At 73.7% G+C, this 19,749-nt stretch carries 12 protein-coding genes; 5 read left to right on the top strand and 7 right to left on the bottom strand.

The genetic code is table 11. The features are described 5' to 3' along the window. Window positions 1–7: 7 nt before the first annotated feature. The 3 genes from CLV92_RS12340 to CLV92_RS12350 form a co-directional block, all read right to left on the bottom strand. Window positions 8–1,375, bottom strand: a complete 1,368-nt coding sequence (locus CLV92_RS12340) for a bifunctional folylpolyglutamate synthase/dihydrofolate synthase (RefSeq protein ID WP_104433134.1) — start codon at window positions 1,373–1,375, stop codon at window positions 8–10. Further along, the gene (gene ileS, locus CLV92_RS12345; RefSeq protein WP_104433231.1) at window positions 1,372–4,623 is read right to left on the bottom strand and encodes an isoleucine--tRNA ligase; all 3,252 of its coding nucleotides are present in this window, start codon (window positions 4,621–4,623) and stop codon (window positions 1,372–1,374) included. Before ileS ends, CLV92_RS12340 begins: the two co-directional genes overlap by 4 nt. A gap of 435 nt (window positions 4,624–5,058) precedes the next feature. Continuing rightward, window positions 5,059–5,673 (bottom strand): copper resistance CopC family protein, encoded by a 615-nt coding sequence (locus CLV92_RS12350; RefSeq protein WP_104433135.1) that lies wholly within the window; start codon window positions 5,671–5,673, stop codon window positions 5,059–5,061. Between the two features lie 162 nt (window positions 5,674–5,835). Between CLV92_RS12350 and CLV92_RS12355 the strand changes: the two genes are divergently transcribed. The 3 genes from CLV92_RS12355 to CLV92_RS12365 all read left to right on the top strand — a co-directional run bounded on the left by CLV92_RS12355 (window position 5,836) and on the right by CLV92_RS12365 (window position 11,250). Beyond that, window positions 5,836–7,107: a thiolase family protein gene (locus tag CLV92_RS12355; RefSeq protein WP_104433136.1), complete on the top strand. Its 1,272-nt coding sequence runs from the start codon at window positions 5,836–5,838 to the stop codon at window positions 7,105–7,107. A gap of 62 nt (window positions 7,108–7,169) precedes the next feature. Beyond that, complete coding sequence (locus CLV92_RS12360; RefSeq protein ID WP_425433577.1) at window positions 7,170–9,290, top strand: 3-hydroxyacyl-CoA dehydrogenase NAD-binding domain-containing protein; 2,121 nt, start codon at window positions 7,170–7,172, stop codon at window positions 9,288–9,290. Window positions 9,291–9,501: 211 nt separating this feature from the next. Beyond that, complete coding sequence (locus CLV92_RS12365; RefSeq protein WP_104433137.1) at window positions 9,502–11,250, top strand: bifunctional metallophosphatase/5'-nucleotidase; 1,749 nt, start codon at window positions 9,502–9,504, stop codon at window positions 11,248–11,250. Between the two features lie 113 nt (window positions 11,251–11,363). Here the strand turns inward: CLV92_RS12365 and CLV92_RS12370 are convergent, their stop codons facing one another. Both CLV92_RS12370 and CLV92_RS12375 read right to left on the bottom strand, forming a co-directional pair. After that, the gene (locus tag CLV92_RS12370) at window positions 11,364–12,542 is read right to left on the bottom strand and encodes an acyl-CoA dehydrogenase family protein (protein ID WP_245886759.1); all 1,179 of its coding nucleotides are present in this window, start codon (window positions 12,540–12,542) and stop codon (window positions 11,364–11,366) included. Next, window positions 12,535–14,082, bottom strand: a complete 1,548-nt coding sequence (locus tag CLV92_RS12375; protein ID WP_245886760.1) for a long-chain-fatty-acid--CoA ligase — start codon at window positions 14,080–14,082, stop codon at window positions 12,535–12,537. Before CLV92_RS12375 ends, CLV92_RS12370 begins: the two co-directional genes overlap by 8 nt. Window positions 14,083–14,478: 396 nt before the next feature. On the opposite strand from CLV92_RS12375, the gene CLV92_RS12380 reads away from it, so the two are divergent. After that, window positions 14,479–15,177, top strand: a complete 699-nt coding sequence (locus CLV92_RS12380; protein WP_104433138.1) for a hypothetical protein — start codon at window positions 14,479–14,481, stop codon at window positions 15,175–15,177. A 62-nt stretch (window positions 15,178–15,239) separates the two neighbouring features. Next, window positions 15,240–17,891: a valine--tRNA ligase gene (gene valS, locus CLV92_RS12385; protein WP_104433139.1), complete on the top strand. Its 2,652-nt coding sequence runs from the start codon at window positions 15,240–15,242 to the stop codon at window positions 17,889–17,891. Window positions 17,892–17,987: 96 nt separating this feature from the next. Here the strand turns inward: valS and CLV92_RS12390 are convergent, their stop codons facing one another. Beyond that, complete coding sequence (locus tag CLV92_RS12390; RefSeq protein ID WP_104433140.1) at window positions 17,988–19,067, bottom strand: inositol-3-phosphate synthase; 1,080 nt, start codon at window positions 19,065–19,067, stop codon at window positions 17,988–17,990. 80 nt (window positions 19,068–19,147) lie between these two features. Then, window positions 19,148–19,708, bottom strand: coding sequence for a PadR family transcriptional regulator (locus tag CLV92_RS12395; RefSeq protein ID WP_104433141.1), 561 nt, complete (start codon window positions 19,706–19,708; stop codon window positions 19,148–19,150). Window positions 19,709–19,749 lie beyond the last annotated feature (41 nt).

The raw sequence follows: 19,749 nt of genomic DNA on the forward strand, positions 1-19,749 counted from the left end.
GCCGGGCTCACCGCCCGACCCGCAGCAGGGTGCGGACGTCCCCGGCCAGCACCACCGACCCGGTCACCACCACGCCACCACCGACGTCGCCGTCCGCCTCGGCCAGGCCCAGGGCCATGTCGATGGCCTGGTCGGCGCGCTCGGCGACGTGGACCCGGTCCTCCCCGAAGACGTCCTCGGCGATCTCCGCCAGATCCGCCGGCTCCAGCGACCGGGGGGCGGAGGAGCGGGTCACCACCACCTCGGCGAACACCGGCTCCAAGGCGGCGAGGATGCCCTCGGCGTCCTTGTCGGCGGCGACCGCCACGACGCCGACGAGCCGGTTGAAGGTGAAGGCCTCCGCCAGCGCCTCCGCCAGCACCTTCGCCCCGCCGGGGTTGTGCGCGGCGTCGAGCACGACGGCCGGCGCCCGGCGCACGACCTCCATGCGCCCGGGCGAGTCCACGTCCGCGAACGCCCCCTCCACCACGGCCGCCCCGAGCGTGGAGCCCGGTTCGGCGAGCAGCGCCTCCGCCGCGCTGAGCGCGACGGCGGCGTTGTGCGCCTGGTGCACGCCGTGCAGCGGCAGGAGGACGTCGGCGTAGACCCCGCCGCGCGTCCGCAGCGACACCAGCTGCCCGCCCACGGCCAGCTGCCGGTCCACGACGCCCAGGTCGACGCCCTCGCGGACGACGGAGCAGCGCTCGGACACGACGCGCCGCATCAGCACCTCGTCGGCCTCGGGCTCCTGCGCGGCGAGGACCACCGTCGCACCGTGCTTGATGATCCCCGCCTTGTTCTCCGCGATCTCGGCGATGGTCGAACCCAGCCACGCCTCGTGGTCCACGGACACGGGCGTCACGACGCACACGTCGGGCTGCACGACGTTCGTGGTGTCCCACGTCCCGCCGAGGCCCACCTCCACGACCGCCACGTCCACCGGGGCGTCCGCGAACGCCCAGAACGCCATCAGGGTGAGGACCTCGAAGAAGCTCAGCCGCGGATCCCCCGCAGCGGCGGCCCGCTCGTCGAGGATGCGGACCACGGGCTCCACGTCCTCGAAGACGGCGACGAAGCGCTCGCGGCTGAGCGGCTCCCCGTCGATGGCGATGCGCTCGGTGATCTCCGACAGGTGCGGGCTGGTGAAGCGCCCGGTGCGCAGGTCGTGCTCGCGCACCAGCCGCTCCACCATCCGCGACGTCGACGTCTTGCCGTTGGTGCCCGTGATGTGGACGACCCGGTACGCCAGCTGCGGGTCGCCCAGCAGGTGGCAGGCTTCCCGCACCCGCTCCAGGGTGGGGTGGATGCGGTGCTCGGGGTTGCGGGACAGGATCTCCCGCACGACCTCCGCGTAGCGGCTCCCGGGGTGGCGCCCGGTGCCCGACTGCTCGCTCATCGCGGGCCTTCCGCGCGCTCGACGGCGATCCGCACCTGGTGCCCCTCCACCGCGGCGGTCAGCGTGGTCCGCTCGGTGGGCAGCGCCTCCGCGGAGCCGGCCGAGCCGAACTGCTGCGCGAGCGTCTCGGAGACGACGAGGTTCTGGTGCGTCACGAGCGCCTCCCACACCGGCCCGTCGGCCGCGACGGTGAGCCGGATCCGGTCCGAGACGTGCAGGCCCGCGTCCCGGCGCGCCTGCTGCACGAGGCGGATGACGTCGCGGGCCAGGCCCTCCGCGGCCAGTTCGGGGGTGACCGCCGTGTCCAGCACCACGAACCCGCCGGACTCCAGCGGCGCGGTGCGGCGCTCCCCCGCACCGCCGCCCTCCACGACCAGGCCGACCTCGTACTCCCCCGGCTGCAGGGCGATCCCCCCGGCCACCACGCCCTCGGCGGTGCGCTGCCAGTCCCCGGCCTTCGCCGCGCGGATCGCCGTCTGCACCTCCTTGCCGATGCGGGGGCCGGCGGCGCGGGCGTTGACCGTGAGGCGCTCCACCACGCCGAACTCCGCGCCGCGGTCGGGGGTGCCCAGCGCGACCTCGCGGACGTTGACCTCCTGGGCGATGAGCTGCGCGAACGGCCGCAGCAGCTCCGGGTCGTCCAGGACCTGCACCTGGGTCAGGGGCAGCCGCACCCGCAGGTTCTCCGCCTTGCGCACCGACAGCACCGCCGAGCACACCGCCCGCGCCCGGTCCATCGCCGCGACGAGGTCGGGGTCGGCGGGCAGGTCGGCGGCGTCGGGCCACTCCGTCAGGTGCACCGAGCGCCCGCCCGTCAGGCCGCGCCACACCTCCTCGCCGATCAGGGGCAGCAACGGCGCCAGCATCCGCGTCAGCGTCTCCAGCACCGTGTGCAGCGTGTCCAGCGCGTCGCGGGCGGCGTCGGACTCGCCGTCCCAGAACCGCTCCCGGGAACGGCGCACGTACCAGTTCGTCAGCACGTCCAGGAATTCCCGGGAGCTCGCGCACGCACCGGAGACGTCGTACTCGTCGAGCTGCGCGGTGACCGCGGCGACGGTGTCGTGCAGCTTCGCCAGGACGTAGCGGTCCAGCACGTCCTGCGACGACGTCCGCCAGCGGGGGCGGTGGCTGGAGAGCCCGGAGTAGGTGGAGAAGAAGTACCACGTGCTCCACAACGGCATGATCACCTGCCGCACGGCGTCGCGGATGCCCTGCTCCGTGACGACGAGGTTCCCACCGCGCAGCACCGGGGACGCCATCAGGAACCAGCGCATGGCGTCGGAGCCGTCGCGGTCCAGCACCTCGGAGACGTCGGGGTAGTTGCGCAGCGACTTGCTCATCTTGCGGCCGTCGTCGCCGAGCAGGATGCCGTGCGAGACGCAGGTGCGGAACGCGGGCCGGTCGAACAGCGCGGTGGCCAGCACGTGCAGCGTGTAGAACCAGCCGCGCGTCTGCCCGATGTACTCGACGATGAAGTCGCCCGGGTAGTGGCTCTCGAACCAGTCGGTGTTCTCGAACGGGTAGTGCACCTGCGCGAAGGGCATCGCGCCGGACTCGAACCAGCAGTCGAGCACCTCCGGGACCCGGCGCATCGTCGAGCGCCCCGTCGGGTCGTCGGGGTTCGGCCGGGTGAGGGCGTCGACGTGGGGCCGGTGCAGGTCAGCCGGGCGCACGCCGAAGTCGCGCTCCAGCTCGTCGAGGGAGCCGTAGACGTCGACCCGGGGGTGCTGCGGGTCGTCCGAGACCCACACCGGGATCGGGCTGCCCCAGTAGCGGTTCCGGCTGATCGACCAGTCCCGCGCCCCCTCCAGCCACTTGCCGAAGGACCCGTCCTTGACGTGGCCGGGAACCCAGGTGATCTCCTGGTTCAGCTCGACCATGCGGTCGCGGATCTTCGTGACCTCCACGAACCAGCTGGAGACCGCCCGGTAGATCAGGGCGTTGCCGCAGCGCCAGCAGTGCGGGTACGGGTGGTCGTAGGTCTCCTGGCGCACCAGCAGGGTGCCGGGGGTGACCGAGCCGCCGTGCCGCTTGAGGTCGGCGATGATCTGCTTGTTGGCCTCGAACACCTGCGTGCCGGCGTAGTCGGGCACCTGGGAGGTGAACTCCCCGCGCGAGTCGACGGGCACGACGGCGGCGATGCCCGCCGCGTCGGTGACGGCCTTGTCCTCCTCACCGAAGGCGGGGGCGATGTGCACGGCGCCGGTGCCGTCCTCGGTGGTGACGTAGTCGGCGGGCAGCACCTGGTGGGCGTGGTCGTGGCCGGCGAAGTAGGAGAACGGCGGCACGTAGCGGGAGCCGAGCAGTTCCTCGCCGCGCAGGCGCTGCACGACGCGCACGCCCTCGGCCGTCCCGTCCTCGGACAGCTCCCGGGCGTAGGCGGCGACGCGGTCGGCGGCCAGCACGAGGCGCCGGGTGCCGTCCTGCCCGTCGGCCGCGGGCCGCTCGACCACGGCGTACTCGATCTGCGGGCCGACGGCGACGGCGAGGTTGCTCGGCAGCGTCCACGGCGTCGTCGTCCAGACGAGGATCAGCGCACCGGCCGCCGGGCCGCTGGTCAGCTCGAAGCCCACCGTGACCGCGGGGTCCTGCCGCTGCCGGTAGACGTCGTCCATGCGCGTCTCGGTGTTCGACAGGGGCGTCTCGCAGCGCCAGCAGTACGCCAGCACCCGGAAGCCCTCGTAGATGAGGCCCTTGTCGTGGAGCGTCTTGAACGCCCACATCACCGACTCCATGTAGTCGGTGTCGAGGGTCTTGTAGTCGTTCTCGAAGTCCACCCAGCGCGCCTGGCGGGTCACGTAGGACTCCCAGTCGGCGGTGTAGCGCAGCACGGACGCGCGGCAGGCCTCGTTGAACCTGTCGATGCCCATCTGCTCGATCTCGGACTTGTGGGTGATGCCGAGCTGGCGCTCCGCCTCCACCTCGGCGGGCAGGCCGTGGCAGTCCCAGCCGAAGCGGCGGTCGACGCGCTGGCCGCGCATCGTCCGGTAGCGGGGCACGACGTCCTTGACGTAGCCGGTGAGCAGGTGCCCGTAGTGGGGCAGGCCGTTGGCGAAGGGCGGGCCGTCGTAGAAGACGAACTCCTCGGGGCCGCGCGGGTGCCGTTCGAGGCTCGCCTCGAAGGTCCCGTCCGCCGCCCAGGAGTCCAGCACCCGCTGCTCGATCTCCGGGAAGCGCGGGCTGGACGGCACCTGGGCGCGGCCCGCTACGGGGCCGTTCGCCGGGGCCTCGTCCGTCGCCTCGGTCATCGGGTCGTTCGTCGGGTCGTTCGCGGACACGGGTCTCCTCCAGCCGAGTGCGTCACCACCCGCGAGGACGACGGGTGCCGGTCTCGGCCCCCACCGCGGTACCACCCCGCTTGCCGCCGCACCGGCACCGGGAGGTGCGCGCCGCGACGACCGCTCGTCGTCCGGCTGTCACGGGCCGGACCCGTCCGGGTCTACTGGGGCGCCCCCCGGGGGTGCGCCCGTTCTTCCGGAGGCTCGCCGGTGATGGCCGGGTCGACGCCTGTGCCCCGAGTCTAACCGGCGGGTGCGCCGAGGTGGTCCCGCCTGCGGCGGACGGGACACCGCACCGTCGCATCCGTCGAGGGGACGGGACCACGGAGGCGGACCACGGAGGCGGACCACGGAGGCGGACCACGGAGGCGGACCACGGAGGCGGACCACGGAGGCGGGGAGCGGTCAGTGCTGCCCGGGCGGGCCGTTGGGGTCGCGGTGGCGCTTGGCGAGGACGGCCGCTCCCCCGCCGAGCAGGGCGGCGATCCCGCCGACCACGAGGAGCGGCGCACCGCCCGGGCCGTCCTCCGGCTCCGCACCCCTCGGGCCCCCGTCCGCCTCCTGTCCGGCAGTGGCCTGCGGCTCGGCGGTGGCCTCCGGCTCGGCGGTGGGAGTGGCCTCCGCCGGGGCGGTGGCCCCCTCGACGCCGAAGGAGAACGAGCCCTCGATCGGGTGTCCGTCGCCGGAGACGACGCGCCACTGCACGGCGTAGGTGCCCGGCGCCAGGCCGGCGGGCAGGGCTGCGGTGACGCGGTCGCCCTCCACGACCGGCTCGGGCTCGGCGACGGTCGCGCCCGCCTGGTCCTGCACGCGGACCCGCGGCGACAGCGCCAGGACGTCGTCGCTGAAGGCGAGCTCGACCCGGGCGGGGGCCGCGGGCAGGCGCGCGCCGTCGGCGGGGTCGCTGCTCAGGAGCCGGTCGTGGGCGGCGGCGGGGGCGGCGGCGAGGACGACGGCGAGCAGGCCGCCGGCGCCGGCGAGGAGCAGGGAGGGCACCCGGGGAGCCATGCAGGAGGACACGGCGCCCGAGCCTAGGCGGGGCCCGGCCGGCACCTCGCGGCACGTCCGGCGCAAAGAACCCGGACCTGCAGTACCGGATACTTCTGTTCCGGCGTAACCTGGCGTCACCGCACCGCTCCGGTGCGGCGGGCGCAGCGAGCCCGACCTCGAGGAGGAGGACCAGTGGCCGAGACAGCCAGCCGCCGCACGACCCGGAACGTGGTGTTCGTCGACGGTGTCCGCACGCCGTTCGGGAAGGCCCGCCCCGACGGCTACTACGCCGAGACCCGCGCCGACGACCTGGTCGTGCACTGCCTGCGGGAGCTGCTGCGCCGCAACCCCGGCCTGGCGCCCGAGCGCGTCGACGACGTCGCCATCGCGGCCGCCACCCAGAGCGGCGACCAGGGCCTCCTGCTCGGCCGCAGCGCCGCGCTGCTCGCGGGCCTGCCCGCCACCGTCCCCGGCTACTCCATCGACCGCTGGTGCGCCGGCGCCATGACCGCCGTGACGACCGCGGCCGGCAGCATCGCCTTCGGTGCAGCCGACGTCGCCCTCGCCGGCGGCGTGGAGCACATGGGCCACCACCCCATCGGCTCGGGCACCGACCCGAACCCGCGCTTCCTGATGGAGCGCATCGTCGCCCCCGACGCGCTGAACATGGGCATCACCGCGGAGAACCTGCACGACCGCTACCCGGCCCTCACCAAGGAGCGCGCCGACGCGTGGGCGGTGAACAGCCAGCTGCGCTTCGCCAAGGCCCAGGCCGACGGCACCATCGGCCGCGACCTCGTCCCGGTGGCGACGCGCAGCACGCAGCACGGCTACGGTGTCGCCACGGTCGACGAGCTCGCCCGCCCGAACACCACGACGGAGGGGCTGGCGAAGCTCAAGACGCCCTTCCGTCCGCACGGGCGCGTCACCGCGGGCAACGCCTCCCCGCTCACCGACGGGGCGACGGCCTGCATCGTCGCCGCGGAGGAAACGGCTGCCGAGCTGGGGCTGCCCGCCTCGATGCGCCTGGTCAGCTACGCCTTCGCGGGCGTGGAGCCGGAGGTCATGGGCTTCGGCCCGGTGCCCTCCACGGAGAAGGCGCTGCGCCTTGCCGGTCTCGGCATCGACGACATCGGCCTCATCGAGATCAACGAGGCGTTCGCCGTGCAGGTGCTCTCCTTCCTCGACCACTACGGCATCGCCGACGACGACCCCCGGGTCAACCCCTACGGCGGCGCCATCGCGATCGGCCACCCGCTGGCCTCCTCCGGCGTCCGCCTGATGATCCAGCTCTCCCGCGCGTTCGAGCAGCGCCCCGAGGTCCGCTACGGCATCACCACCATGTGCGTGGGCCTCGGCATGGGCGGCACCGTCGTCTGGGAGAACCTGCACCACGCCGACGCGACGAAGGGCGCCTCGGCGCAGCCCGCCACCTCCAGCGACGCCGACGGGAGCCGCGCGTGAGCACCTCCACCACCCCCCAGCCCAGCACCCGCGAGTCCGCGACCCGCGACTCGCTGACCCCGGTGCAGCCTCCGTCCACCACCACGGGCACCGGTCGCGAGGCCGAGGGCCGGCCCGCGAAGCAGGACCTGACGACCCGGGCCCTGCTGCGGGTCGTGGACCTGCCCGGTGGCCCGGGGCGCCTCGCGCTGATCACCCTGGACAACGGCGACCCGCGCCGCCCGACGCCGCTCTCGCCGGCCGCCATGGAGAGCCTGTCCGCCGCCCTCGACGAGGCGGAGCGCGCCGGTGTCGTCGCCGTGGCCCTCACCGGCAAGCCCGGCTTCTTCTGCGCCGGGGCCGACCTCAAGCGCATCGGGGAGCTGCGCGAGCGCTCCGACGCCCTGGCCACCGCGACGCAGGGGCACGAGGTGTTCCGCCGCCTCGGCGAGATGTCCGTGCCGACGTTCGCCTACGTCAACGGCCTCGCCCTCGGCGGCGGCCTGGAGCTGGCGCTGCACTGCACCTACCGCACCGTCTCGACCTCGGCCGCGGCGCTCGGGCTGCCGGAGTGCTACCTCGGCCTCGTCCCCGGCTGGGGCGGCACCTTCCTGCTGCCCCACCTCATCGGCCCCGACGCCGCCGTCGACGTCATGATCGGCAACGCCCTCGCGAACAACCGCACCCTGCGCGGGGCGCAGGCCGCACAGGTGGGCATCGCGGACGTGGCCTTCGAGCCGGCGGACTTCCTGGAGCAGTCGCTGCGCTGGACGTCGCAGGTGCTGCGCGGGGAGGTGACGGTGGAGCGCGGGAGCGCCGACCGCAGCGACGCCGCCTGGGAGGCCGCGCTGGCCAAGGGCCGCGCCCTCGCCGACGCCCGCGTCCACGGCGCGGCACCCGCCCCCTACCGGGCGCTCGACCTCATCGCCCTGGCCCGCACCGCCGACCGGGACACCGCCTTCGCCGCCGAGGACGAGGCGCTGGGCGACCTCATCATGAGCGACGAGGCCCGGGCCTCCATCTACGCCTTCCACCTCGTGCAGCGCTTCGCCAAGTCCGCCGACGGGGCCCCGCCGAAGGAACTGGCCCGCAAGGTCACCAAGGTCGGCGTCGTGGGGGCGGGGCTGATGGCCAGCCAGCTCGCCCTGCTCTTCCTGCACCGGCTGAAGGTGCCCGTCGTCCTCACCGACCTCGACGACGCCCGCGTGCAGAAGGGCCTCGGGTTCGTCCGCGCCGGCATCGACGAGCTGCACGCCAAGGGCAGGCTCAGCGCCGACGGCCGCAACCGCCTGAACGCGCTGGTGTCCGGCTCCACGGACAAGGCCGCGATGGCCGACGCCGACTTCGTCATCGAGGCGGTGTTCGAGGACCTCGAGGTCAAGCGCACCATGCTGCGGGAGCTGGAGCCGCTGCTGCGCGAGGACTGCGTGATCGCCACGAACACCTCCTCCCTGTCGGTGACGGCGATGTCGGAGGTGCTGACGCGCCCGGAGCGCATGGTGGGCTTCCACTTCTTCAACCCCGTCGCGGTGCTGCCGCTGGTGGAGGTCGCCCGCACGCCCGCCACGGACGACGCGACCCTGGCGACAGCGTTCGCGGTGGGCAGGGAGCTGAAGAAGACCTGCGTGCTGGTGCGCGACGCCCCGGCCTTCGTGGTCAACCGTGTGAGCACCCGCCTGTTCTGCGAGGTCATGCGGGCGATCGACGAGGGCATGCCCCTGCTGGACGCCGAGCACGCCCTGGACCCCCTGGGCCTGCCGATGTCCCCGCTGCGGCTGGCCGCCCTCGTCGGCCCGGCCGTCATGCTGCACGTCGCCGAGAGCCTGCACGAGGCGTTCCCGGACCGCTTCGCCGTCTCCCCCAACCTGCAGCGCTGGGTGGACGCCGGCAGCCCGGACCTCGTCACCCGCAAGGGAGCGGTCGAGCTGACGCCGCAGGCCGAGGGCGTGTTCGTCCAGGGCCGGAGCGCGGTGAGCCGGGAGGAGCTGCTGCAGCGGGTGCAGGACGCGCTCGCCGACGAGGTCGGCCTGGTGCTGGACGAGGGTGTCGCCGCGTCCCCGCAGGAGGTCGACGTGTGCCTGATCCTGGGCACGGGGCACCCGCTCTTCCTCGGGGGGATCACCCCGTACCTGGACCGCACGGGCGCCTCGGAGCGGGTGCGCGGGCGCAGGTTCCTGCCGCCGGGCGTCGCCAGCGCCGGCTGAGCCGCCGCCGCCGGACCGACCGGCACGAGGGCCGCTCCCCGATCGGGGAGCGGCCCTCGCCGCTCTGCTGACCGGATACCGCTCGCTGCGGGCCGTCGGCTGCACAGATTGACCAGCACGACGCCCTGCGTTCACCTGGTGGTCTCCGAAAACCGCCGGGAGGGCGCATGATGTCCTCGCCCACGGGTCAGAACCTCCTCCAGGAGCATCGATGACGAGCACCCGCAGAACCCGGACCGTCGCAGCCGCCGCCACCACGCTGGCGATGACCGCGCTCACCGCAGCCGCCACCCTCACCCCCGCCGACGCGGCGGGCCCGAGGGGCCCCAAGCCGGTCGAGGTGCAACTCCTCGCCCTCAACGACTTCCACGGCGCCCTCGAGGAGCCCGGCGGGTCGGGCGGCCGCATCCAGACCGGCGTCGACGCCGACGGCAAGGCGGTCACGGTCAACGCCGGTGGCGCCGAGTTCCTCGCCACGCAGCTGACCCAGCTCGCGGCCGAGCAGAAGAAGAACAACACGATCACGGTGGCCGCGGGCGACCTCATCGGCGGCTCCCCGCTGCTGTCGGCCGCCTTCCACGACGAGCCGACCATCGAGTCCCTCAGCCTCGCCGGTCTCGACTACGCCGCCGTGGGCAACCACGAGTTCGACGAGGGCGCCGCCGAGCTGCTGCGCATCCAGAACGGCGGCTGCCACCCCGTCGACGGCTGCGCCGACGGCACGCCGTACGAGGGTGCGGACTTCCAGTACCTGTCCGCCAACGCCTTCGTGACGGAGACCGGCGAGCCGCTCCTGGCCCCCTACGCCATCCACAAGGTGCAGGGCGTGAAGATCGGCTTCATCGGCATGACGCTGGAGGGCACGAAGGACATCGTCAGCCAGGAGGGCGTCGCCGGCCTGGACTTCGCCGACGAGGCCGAGACCGCCAACCGCTACGTCCGCGAGCTGCAGAGCCAGGGCGTCGAGGCGATCGTCGTCCTGCTCCACGAGGGCGGCGCGCAGAGCGGCGCCATGAAGTGGGACATCAACGGCTGCAACAACTTCGGCGGGCCCATCGTCGACATCGTCCAGCGCATGGACGACGCGGTCGACGTGGTCGTCACCGGCCACACGCACCAGGCGTACAACTGCCGCATCGACGACACGCTCGTCACCAGCGCCGCCTCGAACGGCCGCCTCGTCACCGACATCGACCTGCGCATCGACCGCCGCAGCGGCGACGTCCTGCCCGGGGCGGAGGCGAAGAACATGATCGTCACCCGTGACGTCGCCCGGGACGCCAGCCAGACCGCTCTCATCGAGCGCTACACCCAGGCCCTGGGGCCGATCCGCGACCGGCGGGTCGGCGAGGCGGCGGAGGAGATCCTCCGCGCGCAGGAGGTCCTGCTCGGCAACGTCGGTGGCGAGTCCGCCCTCGGCAACCTCATCGCCGACGCCCAGCTCGCGGGCAGCGACGACGAGGCCGGCGCGGTCGCGGCCTTCATGAACCCCGGCGGCGTGCGGGCCGACCTGCTCGCCGGCGAGGTGACCTACGAGGAGGCGTTCACGGTGCAGCCGTTCGCCAACAACCTCGTCACCCTCGACCTCACGGGCGCGCAGCTGAACTGCCTCCTGGAGCAGCAGTTCCAGGTCGGCAAGGTGCTCGCCCCCTCGGCCTCCGTCTCCTACCTGGTGGACCCCGCGGGCACCACCGCCGCAGCGGGCGCCGACCCCTGCACCGGCAGCCGGGTCGTCGACTCCAGCGTCACCATCGGCGGGAGCACCGTCGAGGCCGGCGCGACCTACCGGGTCACCGTGAACAGCTTCCTCGCCGGCGGCGGGGACGGCTTCTCGGTCCTGACCGGCGGCACGAACGCCGTCACCGGCCCGATCGACCTCGACGCGTTCATCGCCTACCTCGGCGCGAACTCGCCGGTGAGCGCGCCCGAGCTGGACCGGATCGGCCTCGTCCAGCCGTGAGACCAGCCGTGACGCGCTGATCCGCGGACGACGGAGGCGGTGGTCCCCCCAGGGGGGCCACCGCCTCCGTCGTGCGTGCGGCTGCGGCCGGGCGGACGCGTGCCGCCGGCCCGTCAGGCGAAGGCGCTGATGCCGGTGAGCTGCTTGCCGATGATGAGCGTCTGGATGCTCTCGGTGCCCTCGTAGGTGTGCAGGGCCTCGATGTCGGCCATGTGCCGCATGACGCGGTGCTCCAGCAGGATGCCGTTGCCGCCCATGAGGTCGCGGGCCGTGGCCAGCACCTGCCGGGCCTTGCGGGTGGCGTTCATCTTCGCCAGGGACGCCATCGTGTCCGTCAACCGGCCCTGCTCGGCGAGGCGGGAGGTGCGCAGGCAGAACAGCTGCATCGCGGTCACCTCGGCGAGCATCTGCACGAGCTTCTCCTGCACCAGCTGGAACGAGGCGATCGGCTTGCCGAACTGCTGCCGCTGGAGGGCGTAGGACAGTGCGCACTCGTAGGCGGCGGTGGCGTGGCCGAGCGCGGACCAGGCGATGCCCGCCCGGGTGGCGGACAGCACCCGCGCGGTGTCCTTGAAGGTGCGCCCCCCGGGCAGCTTGTTCTCGGCGGGGACGCGGCAGTCCGTCAGCCGGATGTCGGCGTTCCAGACGGCGCGCAGGGATCCCTTGCCCTCGATGACGTCGGCCTCGTAGCCGGGGGTGCCCTTCTCGACGAGGAAGCCCTGGACCTGCCCGTCCTCCCCGCGCGCCCAGACGACGCACACGTCGCAGATCGTGCCGTTGCCGATCCAGCGCTTCGCGCCGTTCAGGACGTAGGAGTCCCCGTCGCGGCGGGCGGTGGTCTCCAGCGCCACGGAGTCCGAGCCGTGGTCGGGCTCGGTGAGGGCGAACGCGCCGATCGCCTCCAGCCGCGCCATCGCGGGCAACCAGCGCTCCTTCTGCTCGTCGGAGCCGCAGAAGGCGATGGAGCGCATGGCGAGCCCTGCCTGCACGCCGTGGAAGGTGGCGAAGCTGCCGTCGCCGCGGTTGAGCTCCATCGTGATGAGGCCTGCCGCGGTGACGCTCATCTCGGGGATGCCGGGGCCGACGAGCGCGTCGCCGACGACGCCGAGCTGCGCGTACTTCGGCACGAGGTCGTAGGGGAACTCGGCCCGCTCCCAGTAGCCCCCCGCGACCGGGATGAGCTCCGCGTCGACCCAGCGGCGCATGGTGGTCCAGAGGTCCCGCTCCGCGTCGGTGAGGTCCTCCGCCAGGCCGTAGTAGTCGACTCCGAGCCCGCTGTCGGCGTCACGCACGTGCGTCCTCCTCCTGCGCGGCTCCCACCGCGCTGCTCGGAAGCGGCGGCGAGATGCGCCGCTTCAGGATCTTGCCGGTCGCCCCTTTGGGCATCTCGTCGACGAGCCAGAGGTGCCGGGGGTACTTGTAGGCGGCGACCTGCCCCTTCACGTGGGCCCGCAGGTCCTCCGCGGTGGTGGACGCGCCGGGCTTGAGGACGACGGCAGCGCCGACCTCCTCCCCCAGCAGCGCGTCCGGCACGGCCACGACCGCTGCCTCCGCCACGGCCGGGTGCTCGTAGAGCACCTCCTCCACCTCGCGCGGGTAGACGTTGTAGCCGCCGCGGTTGATCATGTCCTTCTTGCGGTCGACGATGGAGTAGAAGCCCTCCTCGTCGCGGGTGGCGAGGTCGCCCGTGGCGAACCAGCCGTCGGCGTCGACGGCCGCGGCGGTGGCCTCGGGGTTGCGCCAGTAGCCGCGCATGACGTTCTCGCCGCGGATGACGATCTCGCCGACCTCACCGGGACCGGCGGGCGTGCCGTCGGCGGCGCGCAGGTCCATCTCGCAGCCGCGGACGGGCCTTCCGATCGAGCCGGCCTTGCGCTCGGCGTCGGGGTGGTTGAACGAGGCGACCGGGGAGGTCTCGCTCAGCCCGTACCCCTCCAGGACCGTGCAGCCGAACGCGTTCTCGAACCCGTGCAGCACCTCCACGGGCAGCGAGGCGCCGCCGGAGATGCAGCGGCGCAGGCTGGAGACGTCGGAGGTGCCGGCCGAGGGGCAGTTCAGCAGCGCCCCGTACATGGTGGGCACCCCGGCGAAGAGGGTGACGCGGTCGCGCTCGACGACGGCGAGGGCGTCCTCCGGGGTGAAGCGGGCCAGCAGCGACATCTGCGCCCCGGCCAGCGTGCAGGTGTTCATCACGCACGTCTGTCCGAAGGCGTGGAACAGCGGCAGCGCGCCGAGGACCACGTCGTCCGGGGTCAGCTCCACCAGGGTCGTGCAGGTGGTGCGGGCGTTGCCGACCAGGTTGGCGTGGGTCAGCTCGGCGCCCTTGGGGGCGCCTGTGGTGCCCGAGGTGTAGAGGATGACGGCGGTGTCGTCGCCGTCGACCTCGGCGACGCGGTGGTCGGGCTCCACCCCGGCGAGCAGCTGCGCCATCGTGTCGGGCGCGACGGCGATGCACTCGGCGTCCGTGTCGCGGGCGCCCTCCTCGGCGGCCGCGGCGACGGCGTGCCAGGCGAAGAGGGCGACCGCACCGGAGTCGCGCAGGTGGTGCGCCACCTCGCGCGGCTGCAGCAGGGGGTTCATCGGGACGACGACCCCGCCGGCGCGCAGGACGCCGTAGTAGAGGACGGGGAAGGCGGGGACGTTGGGCAGCATGACGCCGACGCGGTCGCCCGGCTCCACCCCGCGGGCGCGCAGCAGCGCGGCGGCGCGGGCGGTGGCGTCGTCGAGGGCGGCGTGGCTGAGGACGTGGTCGTCGAGGCGGACGGCCGGGCGGTCGCCGAAGCGCTCGGCGTTGGCGTGGACGGCGTGGGCGAAGCTCGCGAAACCCGGCACGGGGACCTCCTGCAGGCGACGGCGGCTACAGCAGCACGAAGTCTCACACATGTCCGGCACCGGGCGTACCTGGAACTTGCAGTACCGGACACCTGGCCGGCGAGCCGCCTGCGCCGTCCGGGTGAAGCCGCCGCGGAACCGGCCGCCAGGTGGCCCGCGAGTCCTCACTCTGGGTCCACACCGCACCACGGGAGCGGGGAGCCCCCCCGTCCCGAAACCGACCGACTCCGCGCGGCGCCGTCTCCCCCGCGGCCACGCGCGGCCCGTGCCACCGTTCCCCCGGTGGCCCTCGCCCCGCCCTCCCCTCCCCAGGGAGGGCGGGGCGACGCGCGTCCGGGCGGGTGATGCTCCCCGCGACCCGGCACCGCGGGCGCCGCCGCCGTCCACGCTGGGTCCATGCCGCTCCGGACCGGCGAGGAGCCCGCTCCCGCCCGCACCGCCCGCCCGGTGCCCCCGTACGACTTCTACGCCGGAGCCGTGACCCCGGCGGCCGTCGTCCCGGTCCCCGGGCAGGAGCGCCGGGCCCCGGGCGGACCGGCGCGCAGGCCGCTCGCCGTCGCCCTCGCCCTCGCCGTGGCGGTCGTCGTAGCGGTCGTCGCCTGCGGCGCCTGGTGGGCGGTGGGGCAGCGTCCGGCCCCGGCCGCCGCGAAGCGCCCGGTGGTGCTGCCCGAGGTCGTGGCGGGGTTCGCGCCCCCTGCGCCGGAGGAGGACTTCGGGCGGCAGGAGGACTGGATCCGCATGCAGGCGGACCTGCGGCGCGGGGAGGCCTTCGCCGGGCGCGCCTACTGGGCCCCGGGCCCTCACCGCCTCCCGCGGCTCAACGTGGCCGCCGGGCGAACCGGCGCAGCGGACTTCGCCGACCGCATCCTGGCCGCCGGGGCCGAACTGCGATTCGGCGAGGTCACGTGCACGCGGCGGATCCACTTCCCCGCCGTCGGGGACCACCCGGCGGCCACGCACGTCTCCGACACCATGGTCCTCTGCTGGCGCAGCACCGACGACCTCACCGTCACCGTGCTCGGCCTGGGCTCCCAGGACGGCGTCGACGCCCTCGCGGCGCAGGCCGTCGAGGAGGTCTGGGCCGCCGTGCGCTGACCCGGACCCCGGGGACGGGCGGGTCGCGGCCGGCGCCGGCACCCGCCTGGGATGATGGCGCCATGCCAGACGCCCAGCCGCAGACCGCCCCGCCGCAGACCGCGCAGTCGCCCGCCACCGCCGCCGCCGGCGTCGCTGTCCCGGACAAGCCGACGGTCGACGGCCTCGAGGAGCGCTGGGCGCCGCGCTGGGAGGACCAGGGGACCTACCGCTTCGACCGCAGCGCCGAGCGCGGCGACGTCTACTCCATCGACACCCCGCCGCCCACCGTCTCCGGCTCCCTGCACGTCGGCCACGTGTTCAGCTACACCCACACCGACGTGGTGGCCCGCTACCGGCGCATGCGGGGCAAGGTCGTCTTCTACCCGATGGGCTGGGACGACAACGGCCTGCCCACCGAGCGCCGGGTGCAGAACTACTTCGGCGTGCGCTGCGACCCCTCGCTGCCCTACGACCCGCAGTTCCAGCCGCCGGCCAGCGCACCCAAGAGCGACCGTGACTACGCGCAGGTCTCCCGCCGCAACTTCGTCGAGCTGTGCGAGCGGCTGACCGGCGAGGACGAGCGCGTCTTCGAGGCGCTGTGGCGGCGCCTGGGGCTGTCGGTGGACTGGTCGCACACCTACTCCACCATCGGCCCGGACAGCCGCGCCACCGCCCAGCGCGCGTTCCTGCGCAACCTCGCCCGCGGGGAGGCCTACGCCGCCGAGGCACCGACCCTGTGGGACACCACCTTCCGCACTGCCGTCGCGCAGGCGGAGCTGGAGGACCGCGAGCGCCCCGGCGCCTACCACCGCGTCGCGTTCGCCCGCGCCGGCGGTGGCGAGCCCGTGTTCATCGAGACGACCCGCCCCGAGCTGATCCCGGCCGTGGTCGCGCTGGTGGCGCACCCCGACGACGAGCGCTACCAGCCGCTGTTCGGCAGCTCGGTGGTCTCCCCCCTCTTCGGCGTCGAGGTGCCCGTGGTCGCCCACCGCCTCGCCGACCCGGAGAAGGGCTCCGGCATCGCGATGATCTGCACCTTCGGCGACGTCACCGACGTCACCTGGTGGCGGGAGCTGCAGCTGCCGACGCGCGCCGTCATCGGCTGGGACGGCCGGCTGCAGCGCGAGGTGCCGGAGTGGATCGCCGGTGGCCCCGGCGAGGCCCTGTGGGAGCAGCTCGCGGGCACCACCGTGCACACCGCCAAGGAGCGCATCGTCGCCGCCCTGGGCGAGTCCGGCGACCTCGTCGGGGAGCCGAAGTCCATCACGCACCCCGTGAAGTTCTACGAGAAGGGCGACAAGCCCCTCGAGATCATCACCACCCGCCAGTGGTACCTGCGCAACGGTGGCCGCGACGCCGACCTGCGCGAGGCGCTGCTCGCACGCGGCAAGGAGCTCGACTGGCACCCCGACCACATGCGCCACCGCTACGAGCACTGGGTCACGGGCCTCAACGGCGACTGGCTCGTCTCGCGCCAGCGGTTCTTCGGCGTGCCCTTCCCCGTCTGGTACCCGCTGGACGCCGACGGCAACCCGGTGCACGACTCCCCGATCGTGCCCGAGGAGTCGGCGCTGCCCGTCGACCCCGCCTCGGAGCCCGCCCCCGGCTACTCCGAGGACCAGCGCGGCGTGCCGGGCGGGTTCACCGGTGACCCCGACGTCATGGACACGTGGGCGACCTCCTCCCTGACCCCGCAGATCGCCGGCGGCTGGGAGCGCGACGAGGACCTCTTCGCCAGGGTGTTCCCCATGGACCTGCGCCCGCAGGGGCAGGACATCATCCGCACCTGGCTGTTCTCCACGGTGGTCCGCGCGCACCTGGAGCACGGGCAGGTGCCGTGGGCGCACACCGCGATCTCGGGGTGGATCCTCGACCCGGACCGCAAGAAGATGAGCAAGTCCAAGGGCAACGTCGTCACCCCGATGGCGCTGCTGGAGGAGTTCGGCTCCGACGCCGTGCGCTACTGGGCGGCGACCGCCCGCCTCGGCACCGACGCGACCTTCGACACCGGCCAGATGAAGATCGGCCGGCGGCTGGCGATGAAGCTCCTCAACGCCTCGAAGTTCGTCCTCGGCCTCGGGGCCTCCCGCGACGACGCCGACGCCTCGAAGGTCACCGACCCCCTCGACGTCAGCCTCCTCGCCAACCTGGCCGCGGTCGTGCGCACAGCCACCGACGCGTTCGAGCGCTACGACCACGCCCAGGCGCTGGACCGCACGGAGCAGTTCTTCTGGACGTTCTGCGACGACTGGGTGGAGCTCGTCAAGGACCGCGCCTACGGGGCCCGCGGCGAGGAGGCGGCAGCCTCGGCCCGCACCACCGCGGCGATCGCCCTGCGGACGCTGCTGCGGCTGCTCGCCCCCTTCCTGCCCTTCGCGGCGGAGGAGGTCTGGTCGTGGTGGCAGGAGGGCTCGGTGCACCGGGCGAGCTGGCCCACCACCGAGGAGCTCGGCCACGCCGCGGACGCCGCGGAGCTGCTCCCGGTGCTCGCGGGCGCGGGCGCCGCGCTGTCGACGCTGCGCAAGGTCAAGAGCGAGGCGAAGGTCTCCCAGCGCACCGAGCTCGCCACGGCGACGATCACCGGCCCGTCCGACCTGGTCGCCGCCGCGCGCAGGGCGGAGGCCGACATCGCCGCCGCCGGGCGGGTGCGCCACCTGCAGTGGGCCGAGGACGCCGACGCCACCGAGGCGGTCCTGCGGGCCGAGGCGGAGTTCGCCACCACCGAGGAGTGAACCGCCCCGGAGGAACGGCGGAGGGCCGCCCGGAGCAGGTGCTCCGGGCGGCCCTCCGCCGTTCGTGACGGCTCAGCCGTGCGCGCGGTGGCGCGCTCAGCGCTCGATCTCGCCGCGGATGAACGCCTCCAGCTGAGCGCGTCCCTCCTCGTCGGCGCGCTGCTCCGGCGGGGACTTCATGAAGTACGCCGAGGCGGACAGCAGGGGGCCGCCCACGCCGCGGTCGAGGCCGATCTTCGCCGCGCGGATGGCGTCGATGATCACGCCCGCGGAGTTCGGGGAGTCCCAGACCTCGAGCTTGTACTCGATGTTCAGCGGGACCCCGCCGAAGGCCTCGCCCTCCAGGCGCACGTAGGCCCACTTGCGGTCGTCGAGCCACTGGACGTAGTCGCTGGGGCCGATGTGCACGTTGCGCTCGCCGAGGTCGGCCTGCACGTTGCTCGTGACGGCCTGCGTCTTCGAGATCTTCTTGGACTCCAGCCGGTCGCGCTCCAGCATGTTCTTGAAGTCCATGTTGCCGCCGACGTTGAGCTGGTACGTGCGCTTCAGCTCGATGCCGCGGTCCTCCAGCAGCTTGGCCAGCACCCGGTGGGTGATGGTCGCACCGACCTGGGACTTGATGTCGTCGCCGACGATGGGCAGGCCCGCGTCGGCGAACTTCTGCGCCCACTCGGGGGTGCCGGCGATGAAGACGGGCAGGGCGTTGACGAAGGCCACGCCCGCGTCGATCGCGCACTGGGCGTAGTAGCGCGCCGCGTCCTCGGAGCCGACGGGCAGGTAGCAGACGAGCACGTCGGCGCGCGCCTCGCGCAGCGCGGCGACCACGTCCACGGGCTCGGCGGGCGACTCGGTGATGGTCTCGCGGTAGTAGCGGCCGAGACCGTCGAGGGTGGGGCCGCGCAGGACGGTCACGCCCGTGGAGGGCACGTCGCAGATCTTGATGGTGTTGTTCTCGCTCGCGCCGATGGCGTCGGCGAGGTCGGTGCCCACCTTCTTGTCGTCCACGTCGAACGCCGCCACGAACTCGACGTCGCCGACGTGGTAGTCGCCGAACTGCACGTGCATCAGGCCGGGGACGGTGCTCGCCGGGTCGGCGTCGCGGTAGTACTGGACTCCCTGGACGAGCGAGGCGGCGCAGTTGCCCACCCCGACGATCGCCACGCGCACTGCTGGCATCGAGTTCTCCTGTCGCTGTCGTTCGGTCGTGTCGTGCGGTCGGTCGTGTCGTGCGGTCGTGCTGGTCCTGCAGGGGCGGGTCACTGCTGTCCCCGGCGCCCCTCGGCATTGATCAGCCCTTCGATCCAGTCCACCTCGCGGCGGGCGGTCTCCAGGCCGTGGCGCTGGTACTCGTACGTGTAGGTGTCGAGCTGCTCGCGGGCCCGCTCGATGGAGCGGGTCAGCTCCTCCACGCGCTCCTGGAGGCGGGCCTTGCGGCCCTCGAGGATGCGCAGCCTGGTGCGGGGGTCGGTGCGGGTGAAGAGGGCGAAGTGGACGCTGAAGGCGTCGTCGTCCCAGGCCGCCGGGCCCGCCTGCTTCAGCAGTTCCCGCAACCGCTCCCGGCCGCTCTCCGTGATCTCGTAGACGACCCGCTCCCGCCGGCGGGTCGCACGGTCGGGATCGGCCGCCGCGCTCAGCTCACGGACCCAGCCCTCGGCCTGCAGGGTGCGCAGGCAGGGGTAGAGGGTGCCGTAGGACAGCGCCCGGAAGATCCCGAGCTGGACGTCGAGCCTGCGCCGCACCTCGTAGCCGTGCAGGGGGCCCTCCGAGAGGAGCCCGAGGACCGCGAGCTGCAGCGAGTCGGCCCGGCGGCGCACCACGGTGGCCCCCCGTTCCGCGCTCCTGGTCCGCCCGGGAGCGC

Source organism: Kineococcus xinjiangensis, assembly GCF_002934625.1.
Taxonomy (GTDB): domain Bacteria; phylum Actinomycetota; class Actinomycetes; order Actinomycetales; family Kineococcaceae; genus Kineococcus_A; species Kineococcus_A xinjiangensis.

Excerpts from the sequence above, each read along its gene's own strand:
- CLV92_RS12390 (WP_104433140.1), bottom strand. The coding sequence starts at position 19,067 with ATGCCAGCAGTGCGCGTGGCGATCGTCGGGGTGGGCAACTGCGCCGCC.
- CLV92_RS12340 (WP_104433134.1), bottom strand. The coding sequence starts at position 1,375 with ATGAGCGAGCAGTCGGGCACCGGGCGCCACCCCGGGAGCCGCTACGCG.
- ileS (WP_104433231.1), bottom strand. The coding sequence starts at position 4,623 with ATGACCGAGGCGACGGACGAGGCCCCGGCGAACGGCCCCGTAGCGGGC.
- valS (WP_104433139.1), top strand. The coding sequence starts at position 15,240 with ATGCCAGACGCCCAGCCGCAGACCGCCCCGCCGCAGACCGCGCAGTCG.
- CLV92_RS12365 (WP_104433137.1), top strand. The coding sequence starts at position 9,502 with ATGACGAGCACCCGCAGAACCCGGACCGTCGCAGCCGCCGCCACCACG.
- CLV92_RS12380 (WP_104433138.1), top strand. The coding sequence starts at position 14,479 with ATGCCGCTCCGGACCGGCGAGGAGCCCGCTCCCGCCCGCACCGCCCGC.